The organism is Rhizobium sp. RSm-3 (assembly GCF_001854685.1).
Taxonomy (GTDB): Bacteria; Pseudomonadota; Alphaproteobacteria; order Rhizobiales; family Rhizobiaceae; genus Rhizobium; species Rhizobium ecuadorense.
This window is the reverse complement of record NZ_MAWZ01000001.1, coordinates 304,010-329,615: the sequence shown is the minus strand read 5'-3', so window position 1 is coordinate 329,615 and position 25,606 is coordinate 304,010. Positions and strand designations below refer to the sequence as shown.

At 61.4% G+C, this 25,606-nt stretch carries 26 protein-coding genes and 1 pseudogene; 14 read left to right on the top strand and 13 right to left on the bottom strand.

All coding sequences use genetic code 11. From position 1 onward, the window contains the following. Positions 1–40: 40 nt before the first annotated feature. The 8 genes and pseudogenes from BBJ66_RS01605 to BBJ66_RS01580 form a co-directional block, all read right to left on the bottom strand. Positions 41–1,564: a S1 family peptidase gene (locus BBJ66_RS01605; protein WP_071084499.1), complete on the bottom strand. Its 1,524-nt coding sequence runs from the start codon at positions 1,562–1,564 to the stop codon at positions 41–43. Continuing rightward, a complete protein-coding gene (locus tag BBJ66_RS33980) occupies positions 1,551–2,321 on the bottom strand; it encodes a M12 family metallopeptidase (protein WP_116429601.1) in 771 nt (256 codons plus the stop codon). Before BBJ66_RS33980 ends, BBJ66_RS01605 begins: the two co-directional genes overlap by 14 nt. 358 nt (positions 2,322–2,679) lie before the next feature. After that, a pseudogene (locus BBJ66_RS32820) lies at positions 2,680–3,209 on the bottom strand (magnesium chelatase domain-containing protein); the annotation flags it as partial. A gap of 7 nt (positions 3,210–3,216) precedes the next feature. Continuing rightward, positions 3,217–4,746 carry a YifB family Mg chelatase-like AAA ATPase gene (locus tag BBJ66_RS01600; RefSeq protein ID WP_071084498.1) on the bottom strand — a complete coding sequence of 510 codons (1,530 nt, stop codon included), beginning with the start codon at positions 4,744–4,746 and terminating at the stop codon, positions 3,217–3,219. 173 nt (positions 4,747–4,919) lie between these two features. After that, the gene (gshB, locus tag BBJ66_RS01595) at positions 4,920–5,867 is read right to left on the bottom strand and encodes a glutathione synthase (RefSeq protein WP_071084496.1); all 948 of its coding nucleotides are present in this window, start codon (positions 5,865–5,867) and stop codon (positions 4,920–4,922) included. 134 nt (positions 5,868–6,001) lie between these two features. Next, positions 6,002–7,024: an ABC transporter permease gene (locus tag BBJ66_RS01590; RefSeq protein ID WP_071084494.1), complete on the bottom strand. Its 1,023-nt coding sequence runs from the start codon at positions 7,022–7,024 to the stop codon at positions 6,002–6,004. Next, positions 7,008–8,528 (bottom strand): sugar ABC transporter ATP-binding protein, encoded by a 1,521-nt coding sequence (locus tag BBJ66_RS01585; RefSeq protein ID WP_071084967.1) that lies wholly within the window; start codon positions 8,526–8,528, stop codon positions 7,008–7,010. The genes BBJ66_RS01590 and BBJ66_RS01585 overlap by 17 nt, the downstream gene beginning before the upstream one ends. A 156-nt stretch (positions 8,529–8,684) precedes the next feature. Beyond that, on the bottom strand, positions 8,685–9,668 hold the full coding sequence (locus tag BBJ66_RS01580) for a sugar ABC transporter substrate-binding protein (protein WP_071084492.1): 984 nt from the start codon (positions 9,666–9,668) through the stop codon (positions 8,685–8,687). Positions 9,669–9,996: 328 nt separating this feature from the next. On the opposite strand from BBJ66_RS01580, the gene BBJ66_RS01575 reads away from it, so the two are divergent. Then, positions 9,997–11,019 (top strand): LacI family DNA-binding transcriptional regulator, encoded by a 1,023-nt coding sequence (locus BBJ66_RS01575; RefSeq protein ID WP_071084490.1) that lies wholly within the window; start codon positions 9,997–9,999, stop codon positions 11,017–11,019. Between the two features lie 20 nt (positions 11,020–11,039). Here BBJ66_RS01575 and BBJ66_RS01570 read toward each other — a convergent pair whose 3' ends face one another. From BBJ66_RS01570 to BBJ66_RS34830, 4 genes are all read right to left on the bottom strand, one after another. After that, positions 11,040–11,543 carry a cupin domain-containing protein gene (locus tag BBJ66_RS01570; RefSeq protein ID WP_049730762.1) on the bottom strand — a complete coding sequence of 168 codons (504 nt, stop codon included), beginning with the start codon at positions 11,541–11,543 and terminating at the stop codon, positions 11,040–11,042. Between the two features lie 116 nt (positions 11,544–11,659). Beyond that, positions 11,660–12,028: a YraN family protein gene (locus tag BBJ66_RS01565; RefSeq protein WP_071084488.1), complete on the bottom strand. Its 369-nt coding sequence runs from the start codon at positions 12,026–12,028 to the stop codon at positions 11,660–11,662. Next, a complete protein-coding gene (gene rsmI, locus BBJ66_RS01560; RefSeq protein WP_049730764.1) occupies positions 12,018–12,935 on the bottom strand; it encodes a 16S rRNA (cytidine(1402)-2'-O)-methyltransferase in 918 nt (305 codons plus the stop codon). Before rsmI ends, BBJ66_RS01565 begins: the two co-directional genes overlap by 11 nt. Next, positions 12,932–13,090, bottom strand: coding sequence for a hypothetical protein (locus BBJ66_RS34830; RefSeq protein ID WP_167347720.1), 159 nt, complete (start codon positions 13,088–13,090; stop codon positions 12,932–12,934). The genes rsmI and BBJ66_RS34830 overlap by 4 nt, the downstream gene beginning before the upstream one ends. Before the next feature lie 93 nt (positions 13,091–13,183). Between BBJ66_RS34830 and dnaN the strand changes: the two genes are divergently transcribed. The 8 genes from dnaN to BBJ66_RS34825 all read left to right on the top strand — a co-directional run bounded on the left by dnaN (position 13,184) and on the right by BBJ66_RS34825 (position 19,148). After that, the gene (dnaN, locus tag BBJ66_RS01555; RefSeq protein WP_071084486.1) at positions 13,184–14,302 is read left to right on the top strand and encodes a DNA polymerase III subunit beta; all 1,119 of its coding nucleotides are present in this window, start codon (positions 13,184–13,186) and stop codon (positions 14,300–14,302) included. A 79-nt stretch (positions 14,303–14,381) separates the two neighbouring features. Beyond that, entirely contained in the window at positions 14,382–15,293 is a 912-nt protein-coding gene (locus tag BBJ66_RS01550; protein WP_071084484.1) for a DUF72 domain-containing protein, read from the top strand. Positions 15,294–15,388: 95 nt separating this feature from the next. Further along, on the top strand, positions 15,389–15,988 hold the full coding sequence (gene pmtA, locus BBJ66_RS01545; RefSeq protein ID WP_049730767.1) for a phospholipid N-methyltransferase PmtA: 600 nt from the start codon (positions 15,389–15,391) through the stop codon (positions 15,986–15,988). Continuing rightward, positions 15,988–16,569, top strand: a complete 582-nt coding sequence (locus BBJ66_RS01540) for a histidine phosphatase family protein (RefSeq protein WP_071084482.1) — start codon at positions 15,988–15,990, stop codon at positions 16,567–16,569. The genes pmtA and BBJ66_RS01540 overlap by 1 nt, the downstream gene beginning before the upstream one ends. A 6-nt stretch (positions 16,570–16,575) precedes the next feature. After that, the gene (pyrF, locus tag BBJ66_RS01535) at positions 16,576–17,283 is read left to right on the top strand and encodes an orotidine-5'-phosphate decarboxylase (protein ID WP_071084480.1); all 708 of its coding nucleotides are present in this window, start codon (positions 16,576–16,578) and stop codon (positions 17,281–17,283) included. Between the two features lie 28 nt (positions 17,284–17,311). Then, complete coding sequence (locus BBJ66_RS01530; protein ID WP_012559686.1) at positions 17,312–17,599, top strand: DUF1330 domain-containing protein; 288 nt, start codon at positions 17,312–17,314, stop codon at positions 17,597–17,599. A 133-nt stretch (positions 17,600–17,732) separates the two neighbouring features. Then, complete coding sequence (locus BBJ66_RS01525) at positions 17,733–18,713, top strand: complex I NDUFA9 subunit family protein (RefSeq protein WP_049730770.1); 981 nt, start codon at positions 17,733–17,735, stop codon at positions 18,711–18,713. 282 nt (positions 18,714–18,995) lie between these two features. Beyond that, positions 18,996–19,148, top strand: coding sequence for a hypothetical protein (locus BBJ66_RS34825; protein WP_003570911.1), 153 nt, complete (start codon positions 18,996–18,998; stop codon positions 19,146–19,148). A gap of 248 nt (positions 19,149–19,396) precedes the next feature. Here BBJ66_RS34825 and BBJ66_RS01520 read toward each other — a convergent pair whose 3' ends face one another. Then, the gene (locus BBJ66_RS01520; protein ID WP_049730771.1) at positions 19,397–20,194 is read right to left on the bottom strand and encodes an undecaprenyl-diphosphate phosphatase; all 798 of its coding nucleotides are present in this window, start codon (positions 20,192–20,194) and stop codon (positions 19,397–19,399) included. 229 nt (positions 20,195–20,423) lie between these two features. On the opposite strand from BBJ66_RS01520, the gene BBJ66_RS01515 reads away from it, so the two are divergent. From BBJ66_RS01515 to BBJ66_RS01495, 5 genes are all read left to right on the top strand, one after another. Continuing rightward, positions 20,424–21,116 carry a glutathione S-transferase family protein gene (locus tag BBJ66_RS01515; protein ID WP_049730772.1) on the top strand — a complete coding sequence of 231 codons (693 nt, stop codon included), beginning with the start codon at positions 20,424–20,426 and terminating at the stop codon, positions 21,114–21,116. 12 nt (positions 21,117–21,128) lie between these two features. Continuing rightward, on the top strand, positions 21,129–22,286 hold the full coding sequence (queG, locus tag BBJ66_RS01510; RefSeq protein WP_071084478.1) for a tRNA epoxyqueuosine(34) reductase QueG: 1,158 nt from the start codon (positions 21,129–21,131) through the stop codon (positions 22,284–22,286). Then, entirely contained in the window at positions 22,286–23,155 is an 870-nt protein-coding gene (locus BBJ66_RS01505) for an SDR family oxidoreductase (protein ID WP_071084476.1), read from the top strand. Before queG ends, BBJ66_RS01505 begins: the two co-directional genes overlap by 1 nt. A 408-nt stretch (positions 23,156–23,563) precedes the next feature. Then, positions 23,564–23,926, top strand: a complete 363-nt coding sequence (locus BBJ66_RS01500; RefSeq protein ID WP_049730775.1) for a septal ring lytic transglycosylase RlpA family protein — start codon at positions 23,564–23,566, stop codon at positions 23,924–23,926. Between the two features lie 198 nt (positions 23,927–24,124). Further along, positions 24,125–25,414 (top strand): RsmB/NOP family class I SAM-dependent RNA methyltransferase, encoded by a 1,290-nt coding sequence (locus BBJ66_RS01495; protein ID WP_071084474.1) that lies wholly within the window; start codon positions 24,125–24,127, stop codon positions 25,412–25,414. Positions 25,415–25,606 lie beyond the last annotated feature (192 nt).

The window sequence follows — 25,606 nt, the reverse complement described above, 5'->3', positions numbered from 1 at the left end:
TTCCGGGGACTTATTCCGTTCTTCCTATTAGGTCCACAGATCAGTGGGGTGCGGCTGAATTGATTTTATCCTGGACTGCCTGACCAATACCTTCAAAGTGCACCTTGAAGTCCGGCTTACATATACTGCCAACATAACCACCCGTCTTCTCGGAAAGTTCCTTGTAAAGAGTGCCAAAGAACGAGGGCGATTCCTGGGCATCCTGAATTTTTTCGCATTTCTCATCGCCAGGGACAACGATAATTGAATTCCATACGAAAACCTTTGACGGCAAAATGCGACTTATTGTGCTAAGCAGATCATCGGGGTAATTTTCCTTATCGAGGGGTTTGTATTGCTCCGTGCTCCACCCCAGGTTTCCTCCGATGCTTCGCTCATTTTCATCCGAAAGAACGATCGCTATCAGAACCCCCTTCTGTCGCAGGCATCCCTTGTCGGCGCGATATCGGACGTGCAGATTGAGGGACTTGATCCCTTGCTCATCGGAACTCCACTCGGAACCAATGCTGGCCAGCGTGTCCTTCACTACCCTGTCAAAGTCGGGCGTATTTTTGTCGAGGACGTTTGTAACTAGAGTCTTCACGCTGCCCGCTCTGGTAACCCAGGGCAAAACGTTCCCTTTGTAAAAACCAGCGTCTGTAGTGAGCAGGCAAACCCGCACATCTTCATCCGCATCTAAATCCTTCATGAATAACGTGAATGCTTCAAAAAATTTCTTTTGATCGTCATACATCGAGGCCGAGTCGTCCACAATCGCGATGATGTCTACGGAATTTTCGGTCCCGACGGAAAGACTGTTCGGATTTATCTCCGAAACTTGCTCATTTGCGCAACCCGGATTTCCAACTAAAGAAGGTAAAATTGGCTGCGCATAGGTCAATGGAATAATTACGTACTGTCCCGCGACTCCTTTGCCTTTAACCTCCATTTGGCCCTTTGCTATTCCCACTACCGTCCCATCTTTTAAGAACACTGGGCTTCCGCTTTGCCCGGGGTTTATCACCATGTCTGTAATCAGCGTTCCCCCCGGTCCGTCAGTTGAGGTAACCCTTCCACTCGCGCTGACGAAGGGCAGGTCGTTGGGAAATCCCACGGTATAGACTTCCTCGCCCACTATAGATGAGGGGGCTCTGTCGACACTCGTGCAGATGGGTTTACTCTCAGCCAGATTGTCGGCCCTGAGTAAAAGCAAGTCACGGCTGGCGTTAGAATCGACTGGAGCCGCGCTATAAGCTTGATTATCTTTCCTCCCACGGTGAACTGTTACGCTCAATGTATCAGGACGATAATCACCGAGTTCGGAGAGAGCGTGAAATGCCGTTAAAATATTTCCTTCTCTGTCAATGTAGAATCCAGTAGACTTCGTAGTGCGCCTCTCGCCTTTGTTATCTTCAGCAGTTGCCTCGATGTAGACGACACCGTCTCGTTTTCTGTTGATCATTTCTTTGATGTCCGCGGCAATGGCGCTGCCCGAGCGCGATTCAATGCCCAAGGCGAGGGTAAAAAAAGCGACGAGAAGGCCCCAAGCTCCCATTGATGAGGGGCGCATGTTAGCGCGGCCCATAGACAGCACTCACGGCGTACTGATCGAACTCTGACAACTTACCGTCATTGCCGTAGACCGGATTGCAATAATTCATTACGGAATGAAGGTCCCATGGTGTCAGTAATGTATCGCCACTAGTTCCTTGGGCCCTACCGTAACATTCATCCGATGGCGTATCTGGTCGGTTTTGTTCATGAGCAAAGCCGATTGCATGTCCGAATTCGTGGACGGCGATACTGTACACGCAATCCTTTCGTGTATCCTCGCTCTCCGAACAGCTCTCGCTCCATTTAAGGAAAGTGAAGTTGAGGAGCATTCCGTCATGAACCCCATCCAGCCGCTTACCCAAACCAAGTGTTCGGGGTCCATCATCCTTCACTACTATTCTGATACCCTGAGTGGTGGGCGAGCATTGTTCCCAGCCTATGAAATCAAGTCGAGAGTATCGTGACCACGATTCCTCCACGGCGGTGCGGACCAATTCAAGCAGGTTCGAATCTGCCTTATCCATATTTTCCCAACAAACGTGGATTGGATTAATTTCCCAAGCGTCGGCCATCGATGGAAATGCATAGTTCAAAACGTCCTCAAAAACGCCGGCCACCACTTTTTGATCGCGCGGGTCGGACGGGCCGATCCGGGCCGCAGAATTTTGCCGCGACAGATATGACCCTAAGCCTTGATCGCCTGCAAAGGAGCTTGAACACATCACTGTTGCGGATGCGCAAAAAAGACTCCAGGCAAGGACACGACGGCGCCAAGCAGACCACATCATTTTCACCCCCCACAATTAGAAGTAATGAATATATCAGAGTGAACGCATTGAGCAAAGTGGTTGCACACCGAGAATATTCTCTTGAGCAACTTCGTGCTTGAAAGGGCTATGCATCGCCGATGCTGCGTTGCTAGAGCTTTCAGGACCTTCTGCCTGTTCGATATCGATGAGATTACTTACGATTAACCCAAATCTAAGCCTAAATAGTTGGACTGCGTGCTGATTATGGGAACACGTTGTCGCGACGCAATCGTCTCACGATCATTGCGAATTGCTAGGAATTAGAACCGCTTATACGCCGACCTTAGGTGAACACGGCACTTCATGCTCTAGCAGGTCAGGGGTCTTTTGTTTATGCCATGAGCAGATTGTGGCCGCCGGCGGCCGCGACTTCGAGCGCCCGCTTGGCGCTTTCCTGGCCCTTGATCTCGGCGAGATCCGGCAGATTAGCGGCATTGGTGCGGATCGACGCTTCCGGCCTGGACAGCACCTGGGTGCCGCGGAAATGATTGGCAAGGGCGATCAGGCTGCGCGGGGCGAGAATATTGACCTCGGCACCGGCCCAGGCGGCCTCGGCGCCGCTTTCGGCCGGGCAGATCAGCCCCTTGCCGAGCGCATTGGCGCCGATCGCGGCCGGTAGCGCGCCTGATATGGCGGCGATGGTGCCATCGAGATTGAGTTCGCCGACGACGACATAATCCGACAGCGCGTCAGCGGGAATGGCATCAGGGCAAGCGCGATCGGCAGATCGAAATGCGAGCCCTCTTTCGGCAAATCGGCTGGCACCAGATTGACGGTTATCCGCTTGCCCGGCGGAGCCAGGCCGGAGGCTTGAAGAGCCACCTTGACGCGTTCGCGGCTTTTGGCGCTCGCACTGTCAGAACGTCCTCTCTTCCTACGCCGCCGTCAGCCTCTCGCCAGCGATACGATAGGAGATCGCCTCGGCTAGATGAATGCGGCCGACCGTCGACTTGCCGTCGAGATCGGCCAGGGTGCGGGCGACCTTGAGGACGCGGTGGTAGCCGCGGGCGGAGAATTTCATTTTTTCGGCGGCGTCGCGCAGCAGTTGCAGGCCGCTGGCGTCGGGTTCGGCGAGTTTCTCGATCATTGCGGTGGAGCAGCGGGCATTGGTGCCGATGCCCTTGGCGCCGGCGGCCTCGAACCGCTCTTGCTGGCGTTCGCGGGCGCGGGCGACGCGGCGGGCGACATCGGCGCTGGCCTCCGCGGCCAACGGGCGGATGAGATCGGCGGCGGAGACGGCCGGCACGTCGATGCGGATATCGATGCGGTCCATCAGCGGGCCGGAGATGCGGGCCTGGTAATCGCTCATGCAGCGCGGGCCGCGGGCGCAAGTATGACCGGGCTCGCCGGCCATGCCGCAGCGGCAGGGGTTCATTGCCGCGATCAGCTGGAATTTCGCCGGATAGGAGACGCGGTGATTGGCGCGGGCGATGACGCATTCGCCGCCTTCGAGCGGCTGGCGCAGCGCATCCAGCGCCTGCGGGGTGAATTCGGGAAACTCGTCGAGGAAGAGCACGCCGTGATGGGCAAGCGAGGCTTCGCCGGGCCGGGCGCGGATGCCGCCGCCGACGAGGGCCGCCATGGTGGCGGAGTGATGCGGGGTGCGGAAAGGCCGGCGGTCCGACAGCTTGCCGCCGGAAAGCTCTCCGGCGATCGAATGGACCATCGAGACTTCAAGCAGTTCGGCGGCCGAAAGCGGCGGCAGGATCGACGGCAGCCTTGCCGCCAGCATCGACTTGCCGGAGCCGGGAGGCCCGACCATCAGCAGATTGTGGCCGCCGGCGGCCGCCACCTCGAGCGCCCGCTTGGCGCTTTCCTGGCCCTTGATCTCGGCGAGATCCGGCAGATTGGCGGCATTGGCGCGGATCGACGCTTCCGGCCTGGAAAGCACCTGCGTGCCGCGGAAATGATTGGCAAGGGCGATCAGGCTGCGCGGAGCGAGGATATTGACCTCGGTGCCGGCCCAGGCGGCCTCGGCGCCGCTTTCGGCCGGGCAGATCAGCCCCTTGCCGAGCGCATTGGCGCCGATCGCGGCCGGCAGCGCCCCCGATATGGCGGCGATGGTGCCATCGAGGTTGAGTTCGCCGACGACGACATAATCCGACAGCGCGTCGGCGGGGATGGCGCCGAGTGCGGCCATCAAAGCGAGCGCGATCGGCAGATCGAAATGCGAGCCCTCTTTCGGCAGATCGGCCGGCGCCAGGTTGACGGTCACCCGTTTGGCCGGCAGCGCCAGGCCGGAGGCGTGAAGGGCGGCCTGCACCCGCTCGCGGCTTTCGGCCACCGCCTTGTCGGGCAGGCCGACGATCTGCATGCCGACCTTGCCGGGCGCGACCATGACCTGGACCTCGACCGGCACACCTTCGATGCCCTGAAATGCCACCGTACTGACACGCGCGACCATATGCCCACCCCTTGCCCGCCAACTCTTATACCGCCTGCAACCCTTCAGGGCCAGCAGTTGCAATCTGGCATGGGAACAGGAATAAAACAAGAACAAGAAAGGAACGTAGTCGGATATAGTCTGTGACCGGGGTTGTGTCCGGTCACGGCAGGCGCGTGGTCCACGCGGCAGGCTTAGCCGCGCTTGCGCTCGATCGCATCCCAGAGCAGGCTTGCGATATCGGCGCCGCCGAACTTCTTGACCTCGCGGATGCCTGTCGGCGAGGTGACGTTGATCTCGGTCATGTAATCGCCGATCACATCGATGCCGACGAGCAGGAAGCCGCGTTCTCTCAGCGCCGGGCCGATGCGGGCGCAGATTTCCTGTTCACGCGGCGTCAGTTCAGTCGCCTCGGCGCGGCCGCCGACATGCATGTTGGAACGGCTGTCGTGCTCGGCCGGCACGCGGTTGATGGCGCCGGCAAATTCGCCGTCGACCAGGATGATGCGCTTGTCGCCCTTGCGCACGTCGGGCAGATATTGCTGGGCGATGAAGGGCTCGCGGAACAGCTGGCCGAACATTTCGAGCAGCGAGGAGAGGTTGCGGTCATCGCGGGTCGAATGGAAGACGCCGGCGCCGCCATTGCCGTAGAGCGGTTTGAGGATGATATCGCCCATCTCGTCGCGGAAGCGGCGGATCTCGGCCGGATCCTTGGTGATCAGCGTCTTCGGCATCAGGTCGGCAAATTCGGTGACGAAGATTTTTTCCGGCGAATTGCGCACCCAGGCCGGATCGTTGACGACGAGGGTCTTCGGGTGGATGCGCTCGAGCAGATGCGTCGAGGTGATATAGGCCATGTCGAAGGGCGGGTCCTGGCGCAGCAGCACCACGTCCATGGTGGAGAGATCGACGCGCTCGGGCGCGCCGAGCTCGAAATGATCGCCCTTGACGTCCTTCAGCAGCATCGGCTCGACGCTGGCATAGAGCTTGCCGTCGCGGAAGCTGAGGCGCTCGGGCGTGTAATGGAACAGCCGGTAGCCGCGCGCCTGGGCTTCCAGGCTCATGGCGAAGGTGGAGTCGCCCGCAATATTGATGCCGGCGACATGATCCATCTGGACCGCTACATTGGTGATCTTGGCCATTTCCGTCCCTCGCTGAATGCCGGACAGATGTAGGTCGGCCCGGTATCAAACGCAACGGTCAATCAGGCTTTCCGGCGCTACAGCGCCGCGCGTCTTTTCAGACGCGCAAGCGGCGCTGCAGGCGTTTGAATGGATCACCGCGTTTCGAGTATCCGCATCAATCGGCCGCGATAGCTGTCGAGAATGACGGCAAGGACGATGACGGCGCCGATGACGATCGGCTTGATATTGTCGTCGGCGCCGAGCAGTTGCAATCCGGTCGACAGGACCTGCAGAATGCAGGCGCCAACCAGCGTGCCGATGATCGAACCCTTGCCGCCCGAGAGGCTGGTGCCGCCGATGATGACGGCGGCGATGGCGTTCAGCTCGTAGCCGATACCGGCGACCGGGCTGCCGACATTGAGGCGGAGCAGATAGACCATGGCGGCGATGCCGGCGGTCAGCCCTGAGATGGTGAAGACGGCGATCTTGTATTTTTTCGGCTGGTGTCCGGAGAGCCGGACGGCCTCTTCATTCGTGCCGATGGCAAAGACGAAGCGGCCGAAGACGGTATAGCGCAGCACGAACCAGCCGATGAGGACGACGACGACGGCAATCAGGAAGATCGATGGGAGTATGCCCCAGAAGATCAGGTTGCCGAAATCGACGAAAGGCTGCGGCAGGCCGGTGATCGTCGAATTGTCGCTGACGACGCGGGCCAGGCCGCTGGCGACATTCAGCATGCCGAGCGTGACGATGAAGGAGGGAAGCTTCCACTTCTCGCAGATCCAGCCATTGACGGCGCCAAGCGCAGCACCCGTGCCCATCGAAGCAAGACAGGCGAGGATAATCGCCTGCCATGGCGAAAAGGCCGGGTTGATCATGATCGTGGCGCCGATCACCGTGCAAAGGGCCAGCAGCGAGCCGACGGAAAGATCGATGCCGCCGACGAGGATGACGAAGGTCATGCCGGCAGCAAGCACGGTGTTGATGGCGATCTGCACGAAGATCTTCAGGAAATTCTCCGGCGTCGCGAAATAGGGCGCCGTCGCCGAGAAAAACGCCAGGATCAGGATGAGGGCAATGGCGACGCCCGCCTCCTTCATCGAGATCCGGATAAGCTTGTCCCAGAAGCGCGCCTCTTTTGCCTCGGTCTGTTTTTCAATGCTGGCGGACACGGCTGTACTCCTTGTAAGCGAGCGACAGGATCCTGCTCTCGTCAAATTGTTCGCGGGCGATTTCGCCGGATATCTTGCCGTCGGAGAAAACGATGATGCGATGGCAAATGCCGATCAGCTCCGGCAGATCCGAAGATACCACCAGCACACCTTTTCCCTCGGCGGCAAATTTCCACAGAAGCTCATAGATCTCGGCCTTGGCGCCGACGTCGATGCCGCGGGTCGGCTCATCGAAGATCAGCACCTTGGGGCCGCGAAACAGCCATTTGGCAATGACGACCTTCTGCTGGTTGCCGCCGGAAAAGGTTCTGACCGCCTGATGGATGGACGGGGTCTTGATCCGCAGTTCGCGCACCAGGCGTTGCGAATGATCGTCCTCCGCTCTCCGGTTGATCAGGCCGTTGCGGGAGATCCTGGCGAGATCGGTGATGGTGGCATTCTGGGCGCAGCTCATGTCGAGCATCAGGCCCTGCATCTTGCGGTCTTCGGTCGCCAGGCACAGCCCGGCGGCAACGGCATCCTTCGGCGATTTGATCTCGACCGGCTCGCCGTTCAGGCGGATTTCGCCCGATGCCTTGACGTCGGCGCCGAAGAGGGCGCGCACCGCCTCGGTGCGGCCGCTGCCGACAAGGCCGGCGATGCCGACGATTTCGCCCTTGGCCACGGAAAAAGACAGTTCCGGGCTGTTGCGCGTCACCTTCAGGCCGGAGACACCGAGCGCTTCGCCGGATACCGTGCTGTCGCCTTTGAAGATGCCGTGATCGGCAAGCTTGCGCCCGACCATCAGTTCGACGATATCAGGAATAGCAAGCCCGGCCAGCGGCCGGGTGATCACATGCTGGCCGTCGCGCAGCACCGTCACATCGTCGCCGACGTCGAAGATTTCCTCCAGCCGGTGCGAGATATAAAGCGTGGTGACGCCGCGACCCTTCAGCCGCTTCAGAATTTCGAACAGGCGATCGACCTCCTTGGAGGTCAGGGTCGCGGTCGGTTCATCGAGAACGAGAAGCTTGCTTTCGTAACACAGCGCCTTGGCGATCTCGACCAGCTGCAGTTGCGCAACGCTGAGGCTGCTTGCCAGCGTCGTCGGGGCGACATCGAGGCCGACCTCTTCGAGGAGTTCGGCCGCCCTGGCGTTCATCGCCTTGTAGTTTACCAGGCCGTATCGGCGCGGCAGATGCTCAAACAGCAGATTTTCCGCCACCGTCAGGTTGGATAGCGGATGCAGTTCCTGGTGAATGACGCGGATGCCGGCCCTGAACGCCTCCAGCGGCGAGGCCGGGTGATAGGGCTTGCCGTCGAACAGGATGTGACCGTCATCCGGCCTGAAGACGCCGCCGAGCAGGTTGATCAGCGTCGACTTTCCGGCGCCGTTTTCGCCAAGGAGAACATGCCCCTTGCCGCGGCCGATCCGCATCGAGACGTCCTTGAGCGCCACGACGCCCGGGAAGCGCTTGCCGATTCCTTCCAGCCTCAGGATGTCGTCATCTGCTGCGTCTGACACGTCGACCTCATGCACGATTAGGCGATCCTCCACGGAAGGCGCATCGGAGAGGCTCGAAACAAGCCTCCTCCGGAGCAATCAACGCGTCGATCGGTTGGTAGTCGTTGGCGCCAGCAGCAAGCCGGCGCCTCTTTGTCCTGTCGTCGGAAATCCCGATTATTTCAGATCGGCAGAGGTGACGAGCTTGACGTCGGTCTTGACCCAGCCGGTGAATTTTTCGCCGGCAAGTTCGCGCATGCCATAGTCGATGCCCATGACCGCCATCTGCGCGCCATACTGCTCGACGGTGGCGAGCATCTTGCCATCCTTGATCAGCGGCTGAACCGGCGGGATGTTGTCGAAGCCGACAACCTTGATCTTGCCGGCCTGGCCGGCCGCATCGAGAGCCTTGACGACGCCGAGCGCCATGGAGTCGTTGGCGGCCATCACGCCTTGAATATCCTTATACTTCGTCAGGAAATTCGTCATGACAGTGTTGGCTTCCTCGGTCTCCCAATGGGCAGTCTTGCTGTCGAGAAGCTCGAGCTTACCCGATTTGACGGAGTCCACGAAGCCTTCCTTGCGCTCCTTGGCATTGTCGGCCTCGGGGTTGCCTTCGAGGATGACCACTTTGGCGCCGGCTCCGAGATCCTTGGCCAGCGCATCGCCTGCGAGCTTTGCGCCTTCCTTGTTGTCAGGCCCGAAGAAAGCCAGATCGATACCGGCCTTCTTCTTGGCATCGGCATCGAGCGGTACGTCGATGTTGATGACCTTGACGCCGGCCTTGACCGCTTTTGCCAGCGGCGTTGCCATCGCCTTTGAATCGGCCGGGGCCACGACGATGATATCGTATTTCTGGGTGACGAAGTTCTCGACGGCGTCGACCTGCGAGGCGAAGTCACGCTCGTCCTTCATGCCGACGGCTTTGAAATCGAACTTGTCCTTGTTCTCGGCCGCATATTTGTCGGCGCCGGCCTTCATCTGCTTGAAGAACTCATTCGACAAGGATTTCATGATCAGGCCGACCTTCGGCTTCTCGGCCGCGAAGGCAGGCGACACGCTGCAGGACAGCGCCAGCAGCAAGGTGCCGGCAAGGCCGACCTTCAAGGCCGCACGGCGCGGTGCATTGATCAAGACGGATTCGCGCTTAAAATTGGACATTTTTCCTCCTGAACGGCCCTCTGCTCAGCTCCATCTGAGTTGCCCCGCGGCAATGAACCGTTTCCAACGACAAATGGGTAACACGCCGTTGAGAATTGTCAAGCGGTCGAAAGCGCGCCAGACAGAGGACTCAGGCGCCGTATCAAGCGCGTATTGACATATTCCTGATGAACCGTTTCCATGGTTCTCGGCAGGCTCTGCTGTCATATTCGGCCGACCGAGAGAGACGGCCTTTGACTAGAGACCTGAAGACAATTAGCTGGAAGCCTGGATCAGGCGCCTTCGGGCGCGTTGCTCAGACGAAGAATGAAGGGCATCTATTTCAGTCATGTCAAAGGTCGGGATCAGGGATGTTGCCAAGCTTGCGGGTGTTTCCACCGGCACCGTTTCCAGGGTTTTGAACGATCATCCCTCCGTGACCAAGGAGGTGCGGGCGCGCGTCGAAGGGATCATCAGGGACCTGGGTTACCTTCCCGACCCGTCGGCAAGAAGCATGCGCAGCAAGGTCAGCCGCCTGATCGGCATCGTCATCCCGGATCTGACCAATCCGTTCTTCTCCGAACTCGTGCAATCGGCGGAACAGGCGGCGGCCAATCACGGCTATAATATCATCGTCATGACCTCGCTCGATCATGCGGCCAAGGAAGCCGATCGGATCAAGCAGCTGACGAGCCGGAAGGTCGACGGCATCATTCTCGTTCCCAGCAATGACTTCCATACGATCAAGCTGCCGAAAGGGTTGCCGATCGTCGTCGTCGACCGTCTTATGCCCGGATATTCCGGCATTGCCGCCGATCACCGCGCCGGCGTTCGCCTCGGCGTCGAGCACCTTCTGAAGCTCGGCCATCGCCGCATCGGCTTCATCTCAGGGCCCGGACACTCCGTCCCCGCCAACGACCGCCTCAAGGGTTATCTCGATGCAATCGAGCAGGCGGGGGAACAGGCGGACGGCAGCGCGAAAATGGCGGGACCGCCGCTGATTGCCGAGGCGGCCTTCGATTATGAGAGCGGCCGCTCGGCTGGAAACTATCTTCTGGCCCGCGCCCGCAACGAGCGGCCGACGGCGATCTTTGCCAGTTCGGACCAGCAGGCGATCGGCTGCATGCGGGCGGCGCATGATCTGGGAATTCCGGTTCCTGCAGCCCTTTCCATCGTCGGCTTCGACGGCATCCCGCTCGCCAGCATGACGACGCCGCGCCTGACAACGGTGAAGCAGCCGATCCAGGACGTCGCCGCCGCCGCGGTCGCCGTTCTGTTGAACAAACAAACCGCGCCTGAGCTCGACAATCCGATCCTGTTTGCCTGCGAGGTATTAGAGGGGGAAACGACCGCCCCGCCGCAGCCGGATTAGCACATGATTGGCCGCGCTTTTCAGGCGGCGATGCCCTGATTGCCGCCATTGCGCAGCATGTTGCGGAGGCGATAGGCGATCGCCAGCGGCTTGGGGAAAGGCTTGCGCAGGAAGGCGACCTTGCGGACATAATTGTCGACTCGCCAGCTCGCCCAGGTGCCGCCGGCGAAAAAAGCAACATCGCCGGCGCAGAGTGTGCGTTCGGTGCCGTCCTCGGCGGTGATATGGACCTCGCCTTCGAGGATCATAACGGTCTCGTCCCAGCCGAAATACCAGCGGAATTCGCCTGATGTGCAATCCCAGATCGCCGTCAGCGAGGCCTCGTCATGACCGCGCGAATGTTCGGCGGTGCGGGCCTGCGGATTGCCGCTGACGATCCAGTCCGGATTGATCGGCGTCGATTTCAGCGGCAGGAGATCGCTCGCATGGGCGACAAAGGATTTGCCGGCCGGCTTCGCCACGGCATAAGGCACCGAGCGCGCGGCCATGGCGACCGCACTTGCAAGCATCAGCTTCCAGGCCATGAAACAACCCCCAAATCTTTATCCCAACCGAGATTTGGGTAACAGACAGTCGTAAGAACCTGGTTCACGCCGGCGCTAAAATTTTAACGATCGGGAAAGCCGATGGTCGCAGGAGGTCAGAAGGCGTCGGGAAAGTGCCGCGGCAGCCGGCCCGGCATGACCGCGACGATATCATAACGCTGGGAAAGACGGGCCTGATCCGCCTGGCGGGCGAGCCAGAGATCGCTTGCCGCCCGTATGCGCTTCTGGGCGGCGGCGGAGACGGCGTCGACGGCCGCCGCCTCGCCATGGCGGGCCTTGACCTCGACGAAGACGGCGAGATCGCCCTTGCGGGCAATAATATCGATCTCGCCGAGGCGGGTGCGGTGGCGTAGTGCCAGGATGCGGTAACCCTTCAGCATCAGAAAGACGGCGGCGACATATTCCGACATCAGGCCCCGGCGCTGCGCTTTCCTTTTCAGGGCGGTGAGATCCCTATCGCCCATCGGCGCCCTTCAGTTCCAGCAGGCGCTGGTAGAGCACCTTGCGCGGCAGGCCGGTGAGACGGGCGGCCTCGGTCGCGGCCTTGGCCGTCGGCATCGTTTTTGCGAGATCGGCCAGCACAGCTTCGACATCGGCCTCCGGCGTTTCCACCGGCTCCGGCGGGCCGACGACGAGGACGATCTCGCCCTTGACGTTTTCCACCTGCTGGTAGTGTGCGGCAAGCTCGCCAAGCGTGCCGCGGCGGAACTCCTCATAGGTCTTGGTCAGTTCGCGGCAGACGGAGGCGGGCCGCGCACTTCCCAGCACGTCGGCGGCAGCAAGAAGCGTGGCGCCGATGCGATGCGGCGATTCAAAGAAGATCAGTGTCGCGGGAGCCGCGACGAGTTCGCCGAGACGGTCGCGGCGGGCCTTGTCCTTGACCGGCAGGAAACCGGCAAACAGAAAGGCATCGTTCGGCAGGCCGGAGCCGACAAGGGCTGCGAGCGGCGCCGAGGCGCCGGGAATGGGGATGACGCGGTAACCTGCCGCAATCGCCTGCTGCGCCAGCCGATAGCCCGGATCGGAGACCAGTGGCGTGCCGGCATCCGACACGAGCGCCACCGAGCGGCCGGCCTCCAGCGCCTGGAGGAGCCGCGGGCCGGCCTCGTCGGCATTGTATTCGTGATAGGCGAAGGGCCGGTTCTGGATGCCGTAACGGTCGAGCAGCACGCGGGTGACGCGCGTATCCTCGCAGGCGAGCACATCGGCGCCGGCCAGCGTTTCCAGCGCGCGCAGGGTGATATCGCCGAGATTGCCGATCGGGGTGGCGACCAGATAAAGCGCCGGCTCCAGCGGCCGCGCCGGCACCGCCATATTGTGCAGGCGGAAGCTTCGCCGGGTGGCGGCCTGCTCTGTCGTTTCCTCATTCATGCCATTTGCTTTCGTCCCGCCGTCATCGCGCCTTTATGGGCGAGCGGCACGGCTTCGGCAAGGGTTCGGATTTCTGTGAGAATTGCCCGGGAAAACCGCAAATGCAGGCGCTTGGCCCTCCATGCCTCTTGCAATCCGATGCTGAAGTCTGCCATTTTGCCCGTCCACTCCTCCGGTCTCAGGCCGGGAAAGCATTCTTCGGGTGCTCGATGCGCCCGGACAGTCACGGTCGAAAGCGGTAGCATTCCATGCGTATTACTATTGAGCGGTCAAACCTGTTGAAATCGCTGAACCACGTGCACCGCGTGGTCGAACGTCGCAACACGATCCCGATCCTGTCCAACGTATTGCTCAAGGCCGACGGCCAGAACCTCGACATGAAGGCGACCGACCTCGACCTCGAAATCACCGAGGCGACGCCGGCAAGCGTCGAGCAGCCGGGCGCCACAACCGTTCCGGCCCATCTTCTCTACGATATCGTGCGCAAGCTTCCCGACGGCTCGGAAGTGCTGCTCGCCACCAGCGCCGACGGCGGCTCGATGACGGTGCAGTCCGGCCGCTCGAAATTCTCGCTGCAGTGCCTGCCGGAATCCGACTTTCCCGATCTGACCGCCGGCACCTTCACGCATTCCTTCAAGCTGAAGGCGACCGATCTGAAGATGCTGATCGACCGCACGCAGTTCGCGATCTCGACCGAGGAGACGCGCTATTATCTCAACGGCATCTTCTTCCACACGATCGAGAGCAAGGGCGACCTGAAGCTGAGGGCCGTTGCCACCGACGGTCACCGGCTGGCGCGCGCCGATGTCGATGCGCCCTCCGGCTCTGAAGGCATGCCGGGCATCATCATTCCGCGCAAGACGGTCGGCGAGTTGCAGAAGCTGGTCGACAATCCGGAGGTGACGGTGACCGTCGAGGTCTCCGATGCCAAGATCCGCCTGACCATCGGCTCGATCGTCATGACCTCGAAGCTGATCGACGGCACCTTCCCGGATTACCAGCGGGTCATCCCGACGGGCAACGACAAGGAAATGCGTGTCGACTGCACGACCTTCGCCCAGGCCGTCGATCGCGTCTCCACCATTTCCTCCGAGCGCGGCCGCGCCGTGAAGCTGGCGCTGTCCGAAGGGCAGCTGATGCTGACCGTCAACAATCCGGATTCCGGCAGCGCAACCGAAGAAGTGGCCGTCGGCTACGACACGGATGCGATGGAAATCGGTTTCAATGCCAAATACCTGCTCGACATCACCGCGCAGCTTTCCGGCGAGGAAGCGATCTTCCTGCTGGCCGATGCCGGCTCGCCGACGCTGATCCGCGATACGGCGGGCGACGATGCGCTCTACGTGCTGATGCCGATGCGCGTCTGACGGGAACGAAGGCCGGCCGGCTCCGTTTTTCCTCCTGTGACGGCGGAGGATTGCTCCTCCTGTGAAAACGGAGGATCCGATGACGAAAAAGGCGGGAACGGTGCGCATCGGCGTATCCGGCTGGACTTATGCGCCCTGGCGCGGCCAATTCTATCCGGAAGGCCTGCCGCAGAAGCAGGAACTTTCCTATGCCGCCCGGCGCTTCCCGTCGATCGAGATCAACGGCACTTTCTACAGCCTGCAGCGTTCGGACAGCTTCGGCCGCTGGCGCGACGAAACACCCGAGAAATTCGTCTTCGCGGTCAAGGGGCCGCGCTTCATCACCCATATGCTGCGGCTGCGCGAGATCGAGACGGCACTCGCCAATTTTCTCGCCTCCGGCCTGCTGCGGCTTGGCCCCAAGCTTGGGCCGATCCTCTGGCAATTCCCGCCGAACATGGCCTTCGATCCCGATCTTTTCGAAAATTTTCTGGCGCTGCTGCCGCAGGACCGCGATGCGGCTGAAGCACTCGCCAAGCGGCATGACGGGCACGTCAAAGGCCGCGCCTGGCTTCGAAGCGATGGCGATCAGCCGCTCCGCCATGCGCTCGAAATCCGCCACGACAGCTTCCGCTCTCCCGCCTTCATCGAAATGCTCCGGCGACATAATGTCGCCCTCGTCTGCGCCGACACGGTGGAATGGCCATTGCTGATGGATATCACCGCCGATTTCGTTTATTGCCGCCTGCATGGTTCCGAACAACTCTATGTCAGCGGCTATGAGGACGAGGCACTCGACCTTTGGGCCGAACGCGTCCGCGCCTGGGCAACCGACGGTGAACCGAAAAATGCGACGCGGGTGCTGGCGCCGCTCGCAGCGTCCAACAAGGGCCGCGACGTCTATCTCTATTTCGACAATACCGACAAGAAGCTGCGCGCGCCTGTCGACGCCGAGCATCTCAGCGAAAGGCTTGCCGGTCTCGTGCCGCGATCGGCGCCGAAAGCCGCATGAGTTGTTGATGCCGATGTCCTTGTTGCGAAAATCCTTGTCCCGACAGCGACAAGCGGCATATTAAGACAGTCGATCAACATGCGGATGGGTGGAGAATGCGCTTAAGGGTCAAGGTCAAGGAACACTTCGGCAAGAGATTCGATGAGGAAATCCGTTTCTTCCGGGGCATGATGCAGGGGCCGAAGACGGTCGGTTCGATCGTGCCGACCTCCTCGATTACCGCCAAGCGCATGGCAAGCGTCATCGACATGCATTCCGGGCTGCCGGTGCTCGAACTTGGCCCGGGCACTGGCGCCATCACCAAAGCCATCCTCGGCCGCGGCGTGAAGCCGGACAATCTGGTGGCGATCGAATATTCGACGGATTTCCACCAGCATCTGCAGCGCGCCTATCCCGGTGTGCACTTCATCAACGGCGACGCCTTCGATCTCCAGGCCACGCTGGGTGCATTCGGCGACCGGACGTTCGATTGCGTCATCTCCTGCATACCGCTCCTGAACTTTCCGATGGCGATGCGCGTTGCGCTGCTCGAAAGCCTGCTCGACCGCCTGCCCCCCGGCCGGCCGGTGGTGCAGATCTCCTATGGCGCGATCTCGCCGATCGCCGCCAATCCCGACCGCTACCATATTCAGCATTTCGACTTCGTCATGCGCAACATTCCGCCGGCACAGCTCTGGATGTACCGGCGCGGCTGATGTTCGGGCTCTACATCACCCATCCGCAAGTAAGGATCGACGCCGAGGTGCCGGTGCCGAAATGGGGGCTTTCCGATCTCGGTGCGGCGCGAGCACGCAGGGCGGCGGAGAGCGACTGGGCCGGCAAGCTGCGGCGCATCGTCTCCAGCGACGAGACGAAGGCGATCGAGACGGCCGAAATTCTGGCGGCAGCCTCCGGCGTGACGATCGAGGTCGTTCACGCCATGCACGAGAACGACCGCTCGGCCACCGGCTTCCTGCCGCCGCCGCAATTCGAAGAGGCGGCCGACTGGTTTTTCGCCCATCCTGAGGAAAGCTTCAAAGGCTGGGAGCGCGCCGTCGATGCGCAGGCCCGCATCGTTACGGCGGTGAAGACCGTTCTTGCCGCCCATGATGCGACAGCGCCGATCGCCTTCGTCGGCCATGGCGGCGTCGGCACGCTGCTCAAATGCCATCTGGCCGGCAGGCCGATCGGCCGCGATCGCGACCAGCCGGCCGGCGGCGGCAATCTCTATGCTTTCGGCCTTGCGGATCTGGCCCTGACATGCGACTGGACACCCATCGAAGACTGGAGGGGGTGACTTGAAATGGACGCACGCGAGCGGCTGATCGTCGGCCTGGATGTTCCAACGATCGGCGAGGCGGAAAAACTGGTTTCCACGCTCGGCGACGACATTCTCTTCTACAAGATCGGCTATCAGCTGGTCTTTGCCGGCGGCCTTGAATTTGCCCGCGACCTTGCCGCAAGCGGCAAGAAGGTCTTTCTCGACATGAAGCTGCTCGACATCGACAACACCGTTGCCTCCGGCGTCGAGAACATCGCCAAGATGGGCATGTCGATGCTGACGCTGCATGCCTATCCCAAAGCGATGAAGGCGGCGGTCGAGGCGGCTGCCGGCTCCGGCCTCTGCCTGCTCGGCGTCACCGTGCTGACCTCGATGGATGCCGAAGACCTTGCCGACGCCGGCTACAGCCAGGATCCGCACAGCCTGGTGCTGCGCCGCGCCGGACAGGCGCGCGCGGCCGGCATGGGCGGCATCGTCTGCTCGGCGGCTGAGGCGGCCGAGGTGCGCGAGATCGTCGGCCCCGACATGGCGATCGTCACCCCCGGCATTCGCCCGACGGGCAGCGACCATGGCGACCAGAAGCGGGTGATGACGCCGTTCGACGCGCTGAAGGCGGGGGCGACGCATCTCGTCGTTGCCCGGCCGATCGTCAAGGCACCCGATCCCCGGCATGCCGCCCGCGCCGTGCTCAACGAAATGGTTGCTGCGCGCTGGCCGGCAAACCGCTGACAGACACCAACGCGAAAGGGAGAAGATCATGGCCAAGGGATATTGGATCGCCCGCGTCGACGTTCGCGATGCCGAGCGCTACAAGGATTACGTGGCGGCGGCCAAGCCGGCTTTCGAAAAATACGGCGCGAATTTCCTGGCGCGCGGCGGCGCCTTCACCGAACTCGAGGGAAGGCCGCGCGCTCGCAACGTCGTGATCGAATTCCCCTCGATGCAGCATGCGGTCGACTGCTATAATTCACCGGAATACCAGATCGCCGCGAAAATCCGCCAGGAAGTGGCGGACGCGGAAATGGTCGTCGTCGAGGGCGTCTAGAACGCAGTGCGCCGTTTCTGACGCAACTTCGCATCTGCAAAAACCGACAGTGCGATGGGCCTTTCCGTCGCGCCGGGATTGGGCTAAGACGGAGCCGATACAGCATCCCGCCAAGCCTTTCGAGGAGCCTGCCATGACCCTTGCCAACCTGCCGCCGCTCGTCACCGTATTCGGAGGGTCCGGCTTTGTGGGCAGGCACGTGGTCCGGGCGCTCGCCAAGCGCGGTTACAATATTCGGGTCGCCGTGCGCCGTCCCGATCTTGCCGGCTTCCTGCAGCCGCTCGGCAATGTCGGCCAGATCTCCTTCGTGCAGGCGAATCTGCGCTATCGCAGCTCGATCGACCGCGCCGTCGACGGTGCTGATCATGTCGTCAACTGCGTCGGCATTCTGCATGAGACCGGCCGCAACACCTTCGACGCCGTGCAGGAATTCGGCGCGCGTGCGGTCGCTGAAGCGGCCCGCGGCGCCGGCGCCACGCTCGCCCATATTTCGGCGATCGGCGCCAATGCCCATTCCGAGTCCGGCTATGGCCGCACCAAGGGCCGCGCCGAAACCGCCATCCTCTCCGTCAAGCCCGATGCGGTGATCTTCCGCCCGTCGATCGTCTTCGGCCCGGAGGACAGCTTCTTCAACAAGTTTGCCGACATGGCCCGCATGTCGCCGGTCCTGCCGCTGGTCGGCGGTGGCAAGACGAAATTCCAGCCCGTCTATGTCGAGGATGTCGCCGAGGCCGTCGCCCGCGCCGTCGACGGCAAGGTCGCCGGCGGCAAGATCTATGAGCTTGGCGGACCCGAGGTGCTGAGCTTCCGCGAATGTCTCGAGATGATGCTGAAGGTGACGTGCCGCAAGAACCCGCTGGTCTCCCTGCCCTTCGGTATTGCGTCGATGATCGGCAGCATCGCCTCGCTGATCCCCTTCATAACGCCGCCGATCACGCCGGATCAGGTGCGCATGCTGAAGCACGACAACATCGTTTCCGCTGCGGCCGAGTCGGAAGGTCGTACGTTGCAGGGCCTCGGCATTGCGCCGACCATGGCCGCATCGGTGCTCGGCTCCTATCTTGTGCATTATCGTCCGCACGGCCAGTATACCGGCACCGGCAAGGCCGCCTGACCAATTTTTGAACCGTCGGAACGACGCCGTTCGCGCATGCCGCGGACGGCGTTTTCTTTTGTCGGCTCAAGCAAAGCCGGCGCAAGTTTGAAATGTTGTTGTGCCAGTCATACCAAGTGCCGTTGCATAAAAGACGCATCGGAAATTTTGTGGAATTAACGCCAAATTTAGCAGGAACGTTTATTGCTATTTGCCATTCCACTGACTACCAAGCCCGCGCGTCTTCCAACGGACTCAACGCTTGGGATCGCGTGCGGCAATCACTGTGAAAGGCATTTCTCGATGGGCAAGTCAATCGCGCTCCTGTTTGCGTGTGCGGCGCTGGTTATCCTTGCAGGCTCCTTCGTTGCGTCCGGCTCGGTCGCAGCAGTGAAGGGTGGCTGTTCGCCGGCCTACGGCGTCGATCCTTGCTCGACGGCTTCGATCAGCCATTGACGAAAGGCCGGCCTTGCCGCCGGCATCTTTCATAAAGACACGTAGCAGTCGGAGCGCCTGAAGCAGGACGCTCCAAGGTCAACGCCCGGTCTTGCCCGCTTCAAAACAGCAGCAGGCACCTATCTCTTTATATTGCTATCTGGAAATAAGGCGCCCTTGGCTGGCAATCGCGTGCCTGCTCGCAAGCTCGACGCGGCACCTTGCATTCGCGCCTGGGAGCCGCGCGAATGCAAGGCGTTGGGAATGTCTTAGGCGATCAGGCCGGTTGCGGCCATGCCGAGCAGCAGGACGCCGAGAATGATGCGGTAGACGGCAAACAGCGTGAACCGGTTGCTTCTGATATAGGCCAGCAGCCATTTGACGGCGATGAACGCGACGATCGTGGAGACAACGAAGGCGATGCCGAGCGCTGTCCAGTCTTCGTTAGCCGCGCCGCCGTCCTTGAAGGTCTTCAGCAATTCATAGCCGCTGGCGGCATACATTGTGGGGATGCCGACGAGAAAGGCGAATTCGGTCGCAGCGGCGCGGTTGCCGGTGCCGGCCAGCATGGCGACGAAGATCGTAGCGCCGGAGCGCGACGTTCCCGGGAAGACGCCAGCAACGATCTGGGCGATACCGACCAGGATGGCGACGAGCCAGGTGATCTCCTTATGGGGAGCTTTGCGCGCCGCGGCCCATTCGGCAAAGATCATCCAGAAACCGCCGATGATCAGCGCCCAGGCGATCGGTGTGGCCGTCTCCGGCAGCTCGAAGCCGAGTTTCTTGACGACAAGCCCGAGGATTGCGGTGATGAGAAAGGCGACGATCAGCTTGGCGGCATAATCGCGATTCTCAGGCTCCCGCCAGCCAAGCACCAGATCCAGCAGGCGGCGCCAGTAGATGATGGTGACGGCGAGGATGGCGCCGGCCTGGATGACGATGTTGAACATGTCCGACCGGTGGCCGAGCCATTGTTCCGCAATGATCAGATGGCCGGTGCTCGAGATCGGCAGAAACTCGGTAATCCCCTCGATGATACCGAGAAGCGCAGCATTGATATAATCCATACATTGTCTCCGTTTAAAGGTCGGTCGGGCCTGACCGCTTGGGTCGATCAGGCCGCCGCTTCCATTCGTTCGCTAGACCGTATCTCGCCATTGTCAGATGGCGTAAAATCCGATTCGCTTGTATTGGCGGGGCCAAGCTCCTATAGCTTCAACCAATGAGTCATGACTAGGGCGCTATAACTGAGCTGCCACACAGTCCTGTAACAGCAATCACGAAGCTCGAGTATCGATGCCCACGCTTTATCATCATCCCATGTCATCCGCATCTCGCTTCGTCCGGCTGATCCTGGCCGAATACGGCTATCAGGCGGATCTGATCGAGGAGCAGACATGGGAGAAGCGCCGGGACTTCCTGGCGCTCAACCCGGCCGGCACGCTGCCTGTTTATGTCGACGACAGCATGCGCGCACTCTGTGGCGCCACCGTCATATCCGAATATCTGGATGAGACGCACGGCGTGCTGAAGCGCGACCGGCGGCTGCTCGCCGAAGACCCTTTCCAGCGGGCGGAAATCCGCCGGCTGAGCGAGTGGTTCATGCAGAAGATGGAAAACGACGTGACCAAGCCGCTCGCTCGCGAGCGTGTCTACAAGTTGCAGATGACCGCCGATCAGGGCGGCGGAGCCCCGGATTCGAAGATTTTGCGCACGGCTCGCGCGAATATCCGCCAGCATATGCGCTATCTCACCTGGCTTGCCGGCTCGCGCCAATGGCTGGCGGGCGAGCGGATGAGCTATGCCGACCTTGCCGCCGCGGCCTCGATCTCGATCCTCGATTATCTCGGCGAAATCGACTGGGCGGACGCGCCCGTCGTCAAGGACTGGTACCAGCGGCTGAAATCGCGCCCCTCCTTCCGGCCGATGCTGACCGAGCGGGTGCGCGGCCTCACGCCGGTATCGCATTATGCCGATCTGGATTTCTGACGAGGGCTTTTCATGCCCGAAGCCGATAGAGATGACAAAGAGCGCCGCCGCCGCGACAATTTGACCCTGTTCGTGCGGGCGGAATCTGCCGCCAAGGGCTTCGATCTCTGCCGCATCACACGGCCCGACGCGATTCCCGAAGCCAAAGAGCGCCTCGGCCAGTTCATCGATGCCGGGCGGCATGGGACGATGGAGTGGATGGCGGAGACGCGCGAGCGGCGCGGCGATCCGCGCACGCTCTGGAGCGAGGTGCGGTCCGTCGTCGTCTTCGGCCTCAACTACGCCCCGGAGGAAGATCCGCGCGGCGTTCTCGCCAAGCCTGAGAAGGCGGCGATCTCAGTCTATGCCCGCAACCGCGATTATCACGACATCATCAAGGGCCGGCTGAAAGAGATCGCCACGCGTTTTGCGGCGCGGGCCGGCGCCGACGTCAAAGTCTTCGTCGATACCGCGCCTGTGATGGAAAAGCCGCTGGCGGCGGCGGCCGGCCTCGGCTGGCAGGGCAAGCACACCAACCTCGTCAGCCGCACGCACGGCTCCTGGCTGTTTCTCGGCAGCATGTTCACCACCGCCGATCTCGCCGTCGACGCCGAAGAGGCCGATCATTGCGGCTCCTGCCGCGCCTGCCTCGACGCCTGCCCGACGGCCGCCTTTCCCGCGCCTTACCAGATCGATGCGCGGCGCTGCATCTCCTATCTCACCATCGAGCACAAGGGGCCGATCGACGCCGATCTCAGGCCGCTGATCGGCAATCGCATCTATGGCTGCGACGATTGTCTCGCCGCCTGCCCGTGGAACAAGTTCGCAAGTGCGGCCTCCGAGATGAAGCTGAAGGCGCGGGACGATCTGCAGGAGCCGTCGATTGCCTTTCTGCTGACGCTTGACGATGCCGCCTTCCGCGCCTTCTTCAGCGGCTCGCCGGTGAAACGAATCGGCCGCGATCGCTTTATCCGCAATGTGCTGATCGCCGCCGGCAATTCCGGCGAGAAGGCTCTTATCGCCCAATGTCAGCTGCTCGCCGGCGATGCCTCGCCGGTGGTGCGGGGAATGGCAGTGTGGGCGCTGTCACGGCTGATGGAGGCTGGCGCATTTTCAAGCCTTGCGACACAACGAGCCGATGAAACTGACGACGACGTGCTGACTGAATGGCGGCTGGCGGGAGTAAGATGATGCATGTGATGATTTTTGGCTGCGGTTATTCCGGCACGGCGATCGCCAAGGCCTTCGCCGGCGACGGGGTACGCATTTCCGGCACCACGCGCTCGGCCGACAAGATGGACGCGCTCCTGCAGAACGGCGTCGAAGCCTTCCTTTTCGACGGCGAGACCATGGACGACGGGTTGCGCCGGGCTCTGGCCGATGTCACCCATCTCGTGCAGTCGATCGCACCGGGAAAGGCCGACCCGCTGCTACGGCTGCTCGGCGAAGACGGCGCAAACCTGCCGTCCGGCCTCGAATGGATCGGTTATCTCTCCACCGTCGGCGTCTACGGCGACCACAAGGGCGGGTGGATCAACGAGGAAACGCCGTGTGTGCCCGTCTCCGGGCGCTCGAAGGAGCGGCTCGAGGCGGAAGAGGGCTGGCTGGCAATGGGCGAGAGATGCGGCGTGCCGGCGGCGGTGCTTCGACTTTCCGGCATTTACGGGCCGGGACGCAATGCCTTCTGCAATTTGGACAAGGGCACGGCGCGGCGGCTGATCAAGAAGGACCAGGTGTTCAACCGCATCCGCGTCGAGGATATCGGTGCGGCGACCCGTTTCCTGTCAGACCATCGCCTCGGCGGCATCTATAATATCACCGACGACCGGCCCGGCCCGCCGCAGGACGTGATCGTCGAGGCAGCGCGGTTGATGGGCGTCGAACCGCCGCCGGAGCAGGCCTTCGAAACCGCCGAGCTGACGCCGATGGCGCGCTCCTTCTACGGCGAGAACAAGCGGGTTTCGAATGCGAAACTCAAGGCCTCCGGCTTCGAATTCTCCTTCCCCGACTACCCGATGTCACTTGCGCAATTGTGGCAGGATGGACGCTGGCGCGGTTAGACCAGGCCCGCTTGAGGCGGCCGGGCGATCACCCGAAATGAGTAGGAAATTCCTACTTTCTGCATTTGGCAGAACAATTCTCGCCGCATATCATGGTTAACGGCCTTTGAATTTGCGCAAATGTGGCAGCGAATATGGCAAAGCTCGAAAAAATATTTCGTGATTTTTGTGAAGGCTGGGAAGTTTAAAATTTCTTCGGAAAAATCATTTGAATTTTAGCTGATTTCATTGCGTTTTTTCCACATTTTGCCGCACGCGGCAAATTCTCATATTTTATCAATGGCCTCACGAATGTTACAGATTGTAATATTCCGTGAACTGGTGCGGCACTTTTTCGCCACTTTTTAACAGATTTAAGCCCCGCCGCCTGCAGAGGCGTTGAGTTCAATAGTTGAGGGATACTCTGTTTTGAAGAAAATACGTCGTTCTATTATCGCTGCCGTAACTATTGCAGCCTGCTCTTCCTTGCTTCCGGCGGAGAGTTTTGCTGGAAATGGCTGCGGCGGTGCTTCATGGTACGCACTTCGCTCCAAAACTGCTTCCGGGGAACGTATGAACCCTGCCATCTTGACTGCCGCGCATCGTTCGCTTGCCTTCGGCACCAAGGTTAAGGTCACCAACCGCAACAATGGCCGCACCGTCGTCGTTCGCATCAACGATCGCGGTCCGTTCATCCGCGGCCGGGTGATCGACCTGTCGCGCGCAGCGGCGCAGAACATCGGCATGGTGAGCTCCGGCACGGCGAAGGTCTGCTACCAGGTGATCAGCTAAAGCTGACAACCGAGGTGATCAGCTAAAAGCTGGCAGCCGAGGTGGTCAGCTGAGGCTTAGCAACTGGCTGCGCCGTCAGCGGCGCTTGCTCTTGCCGTCAATCGCGGTTACCACGCGGTTGAGACTTGCGAACAATCCATCCCGCGACTGTCGCGGCGGACGGGATCCTTCGCAGGCATGGCAACAGGAGACTTGTGAATGCGTCTGGGCGGCCGCCTCGAAGGGGCGATTTCTGTGCTCGCGGATATCGATGCCCGCAAGCGGCCCGTCGCCGACGCGCTGAAGGACTGGGGCCTTGCGCACCGTTTCGCCGGTTCCGGCGATCGTGCCGCGATCGGCAACATCGTCTATGACGCCCTGCGCATGCGGCTTTCCCATGCCTGGCTGATGGACGATGACAGTGCCGCAGCCATTGCCCACGCCGTCATGTTCCGCCAATGGGGTTTCACACCCGACAGTCTTGCCGCCGAACTGGCGGACGACAAATTCGCGCCGGCGCCGCTGAGCGCCGATGCCGCGGACGCCTTTGCAAACCGCCTCCTCGACGACGCGCCGCCGCATATCCGCGGCGATATTCCCGAATGGGTCCAACCCTCCCTCGAACAGGCCTTCGGCGCCGGCTGGCTTGCCGAGGCACAGGCGCTCGCGGCGCGACCGACGCTTGATCTGCGCGCCAACATTTTGAAGTCCTCCCGCGACAAGGCCGTCAAGGCGCTCGAAAGAGCCGGCGCGCAGGCGGCGAAGATCGCCCGCTACGGTATCCGCATTGCCGCCGGCGAAGGCGCCTCGCGCCTACCCAACGTGACGGCCGAGCTTTCGTTCCAGAAAGGCTGGTTCGAAGTTCAGGACGAGGGATCGCAGATCGTCGCCGACCTGGTGCTCGCCAAGGAGGGCGACCAGGTTCTCGACTATTGCGCCGGCGGCGGCGGCAAGACGCTCGCCATGGCGGCCGCCATGCAGAACAAGGGACAGGTTCACGCCTATGACGCCGACCGCAAACGGCTGGCGCCGATCATCGAGCGGCTGAAGCGGGCGGGCACCCGCAATGTCCAGGTGCATGACGACCCCAGGGGCCTTTCGGGCCTTGCCGGGCGCTGCGACAAGGTGCTGGTCGACGCGCCCTGCACCGGCACCGGCACATGGCGCCGCCGGCCGGACACGAAATGGCGGCTGACGGCGAAGAACCTCGACGAGCGCACCGCCCAGCAGCAGGACGCGCTGGCGCAGGCAAGCGGCTTCGTCAAACCGGGCGGCGAGCTGATCTACGTCACCTGCTCGGTGCTGCCCCAGGAGAACGAGGAACAGGTGCGCCGCTTCACGGCCGACAATCCCGATTTCCAGATCGTCAGCGCCCTGCCCGCCTGGGATGGCCTGTTCGGCAAAGACGCCCCGCGCCCGCACTCTTCCGACGGGCTGACGGTGACGCTGACGCCTGCTTCTACCGACACGGACGGCTTCTTCTTCTGCCGCATGCAGCGCAAGGGCTGAGGGCGCCAGACGCACTTCGAGGTGAACGAGAGCCGCGAATTCCGCCGGTTTTTCGGGCAAATGTGCTGCGAAAGAGTCGATCTTGCAGCAAGCGCTCATCTTAAAATCATTCCAAACTAGAGTGTTTGACACCAGTTTGCTTTTGCGCGAAGAGACGGAGCCCGATTTAGACGGAAGATCCGTCACAGGAGA

Bases quoted from the DNA above. Each gene is read 5' to 3' on its own strand.
- dnaN (WP_071084486.1), top strand. From the start codon at position 13,184: ATGCGTATTACTATTGAGCGGTCAAACCTGTTGAAATCGCTGAACCAC.
- BBJ66_RS01520 (WP_049730771.1), bottom strand. From the start codon at position 20,194: ATGGATTATATCAATGCTGCGCTTCTCGGTATCATCGAGGGGATTACC.
- BBJ66_RS01540 (WP_071084482.1), top strand. From the start codon at position 15,988: ATGTTCGGGCTCTACATCACCCATCCGCAAGTAAGGATCGACGCCGAG.
- queG (WP_071084478.1), top strand. From the start codon at position 21,129: ATGCCCGAAGCCGATAGAGATGACAAAGAGCGCCGCCGCCGCGACAAT.
- rsmI (WP_049730764.1), bottom strand. From the start codon at position 12,935: ATGAATGAGGAAACGACAGAGCAGGCCGCCACCCGGCGAAGCTTCCGC.
- BBJ66_RS01515 (WP_049730772.1), top strand. From the start codon at position 20,424: ATGCCCACGCTTTATCATCATCCCATGTCATCCGCATCTCGCTTCGTC.
- BBJ66_RS01505 (WP_071084476.1), top strand. From the start codon at position 22,286: ATGCATGTGATGATTTTTGGCTGCGGTTATTCCGGCACGGCGATCGCC.
- BBJ66_RS01570 (WP_049730762.1), bottom strand. From the start codon at position 11,543: ATGGCCTGGAAGCTGATGCTTGCAAGTGCGGTCGCCATGGCCGCGCGC.
- BBJ66_RS01495 (WP_071084474.1), top strand. From the start codon at position 24,125: ATGCGTCTGGGCGGCCGCCTCGAAGGGGCGATTTCTGTGCTCGCGGAT.
- BBJ66_RS01525 (WP_049730770.1), top strand. From the start codon at position 17,733: ATGACCCTTGCCAACCTGCCGCCGCTCGTCACCGTATTCGGAGGGTCC.
- BBJ66_RS01605 (WP_071084499.1), bottom strand. From the start codon at position 1,564: ATGGGCCGCGCTAACATGCGCCCCTCATCAATGGGAGCTTGGGGCCTT.
- pmtA (WP_049730767.1), top strand. From the start codon at position 15,389: ATGCGCTTAAGGGTCAAGGTCAAGGAACACTTCGGCAAGAGATTCGAT.
- BBJ66_RS34825 (WP_003570911.1), top strand. From the start codon at position 18,996: ATGGGCAAGTCAATCGCGCTCCTGTTTGCGTGTGCGGCGCTGGTTATC.
- BBJ66_RS01580 (WP_071084492.1), bottom strand. From the start codon at position 9,668: ATGTCCAATTTTAAGCGCGAATCCGTCTTGATCAATGCACCGCGCCGT.
- BBJ66_RS33980 (WP_116429601.1), bottom strand. From the start codon at position 2,321: ATGATGTGGTCTGCTTGGCGCCGTCGTGTCCTTGCCTGGAGTCTTTTT.
- pyrF (WP_071084480.1), top strand. From the start codon at position 16,576: ATGGACGCACGCGAGCGGCTGATCGTCGGCCTGGATGTTCCAACGATC.
- gshB (WP_071084496.1), bottom strand. From the start codon at position 5,867: ATGGCCAAGATCACCAATGTAGCGGTCCAGATGGATCATGTCGCCGGC.
- BBJ66_RS01600 (WP_071084498.1), bottom strand. From the start codon at position 4,746: ATGGTCGCGCGTGTCAGTACGGTGGCATTTCAGGGCATCGAAGGTGTG.
- BBJ66_RS01550 (WP_071084484.1), top strand. From the start codon at position 14,382: ATGACGAAAAAGGCGGGAACGGTGCGCATCGGCGTATCCGGCTGGACT.
- BBJ66_RS01565 (WP_071084488.1), bottom strand. From the start codon at position 12,028: ATGGGCGATAGGGATCTCACCGCCCTGAAAAGGAAAGCGCAGCGCCGG.
- BBJ66_RS34830 (WP_167347720.1), bottom strand. From the start codon at position 13,090: ATGGCAGACTTCAGCATCGGATTGCAAGAGGCATGGAGGGCCAAGCGC.
- BBJ66_RS01575 (WP_071084490.1), top strand. From the start codon at position 9,997: ATGTCAAAGGTCGGGATCAGGGATGTTGCCAAGCTTGCGGGTGTTTCC.
- BBJ66_RS01530 (WP_012559686.1), top strand. From the start codon at position 17,312: ATGGCCAAGGGATATTGGATCGCCCGCGTCGACGTTCGCGATGCCGAG.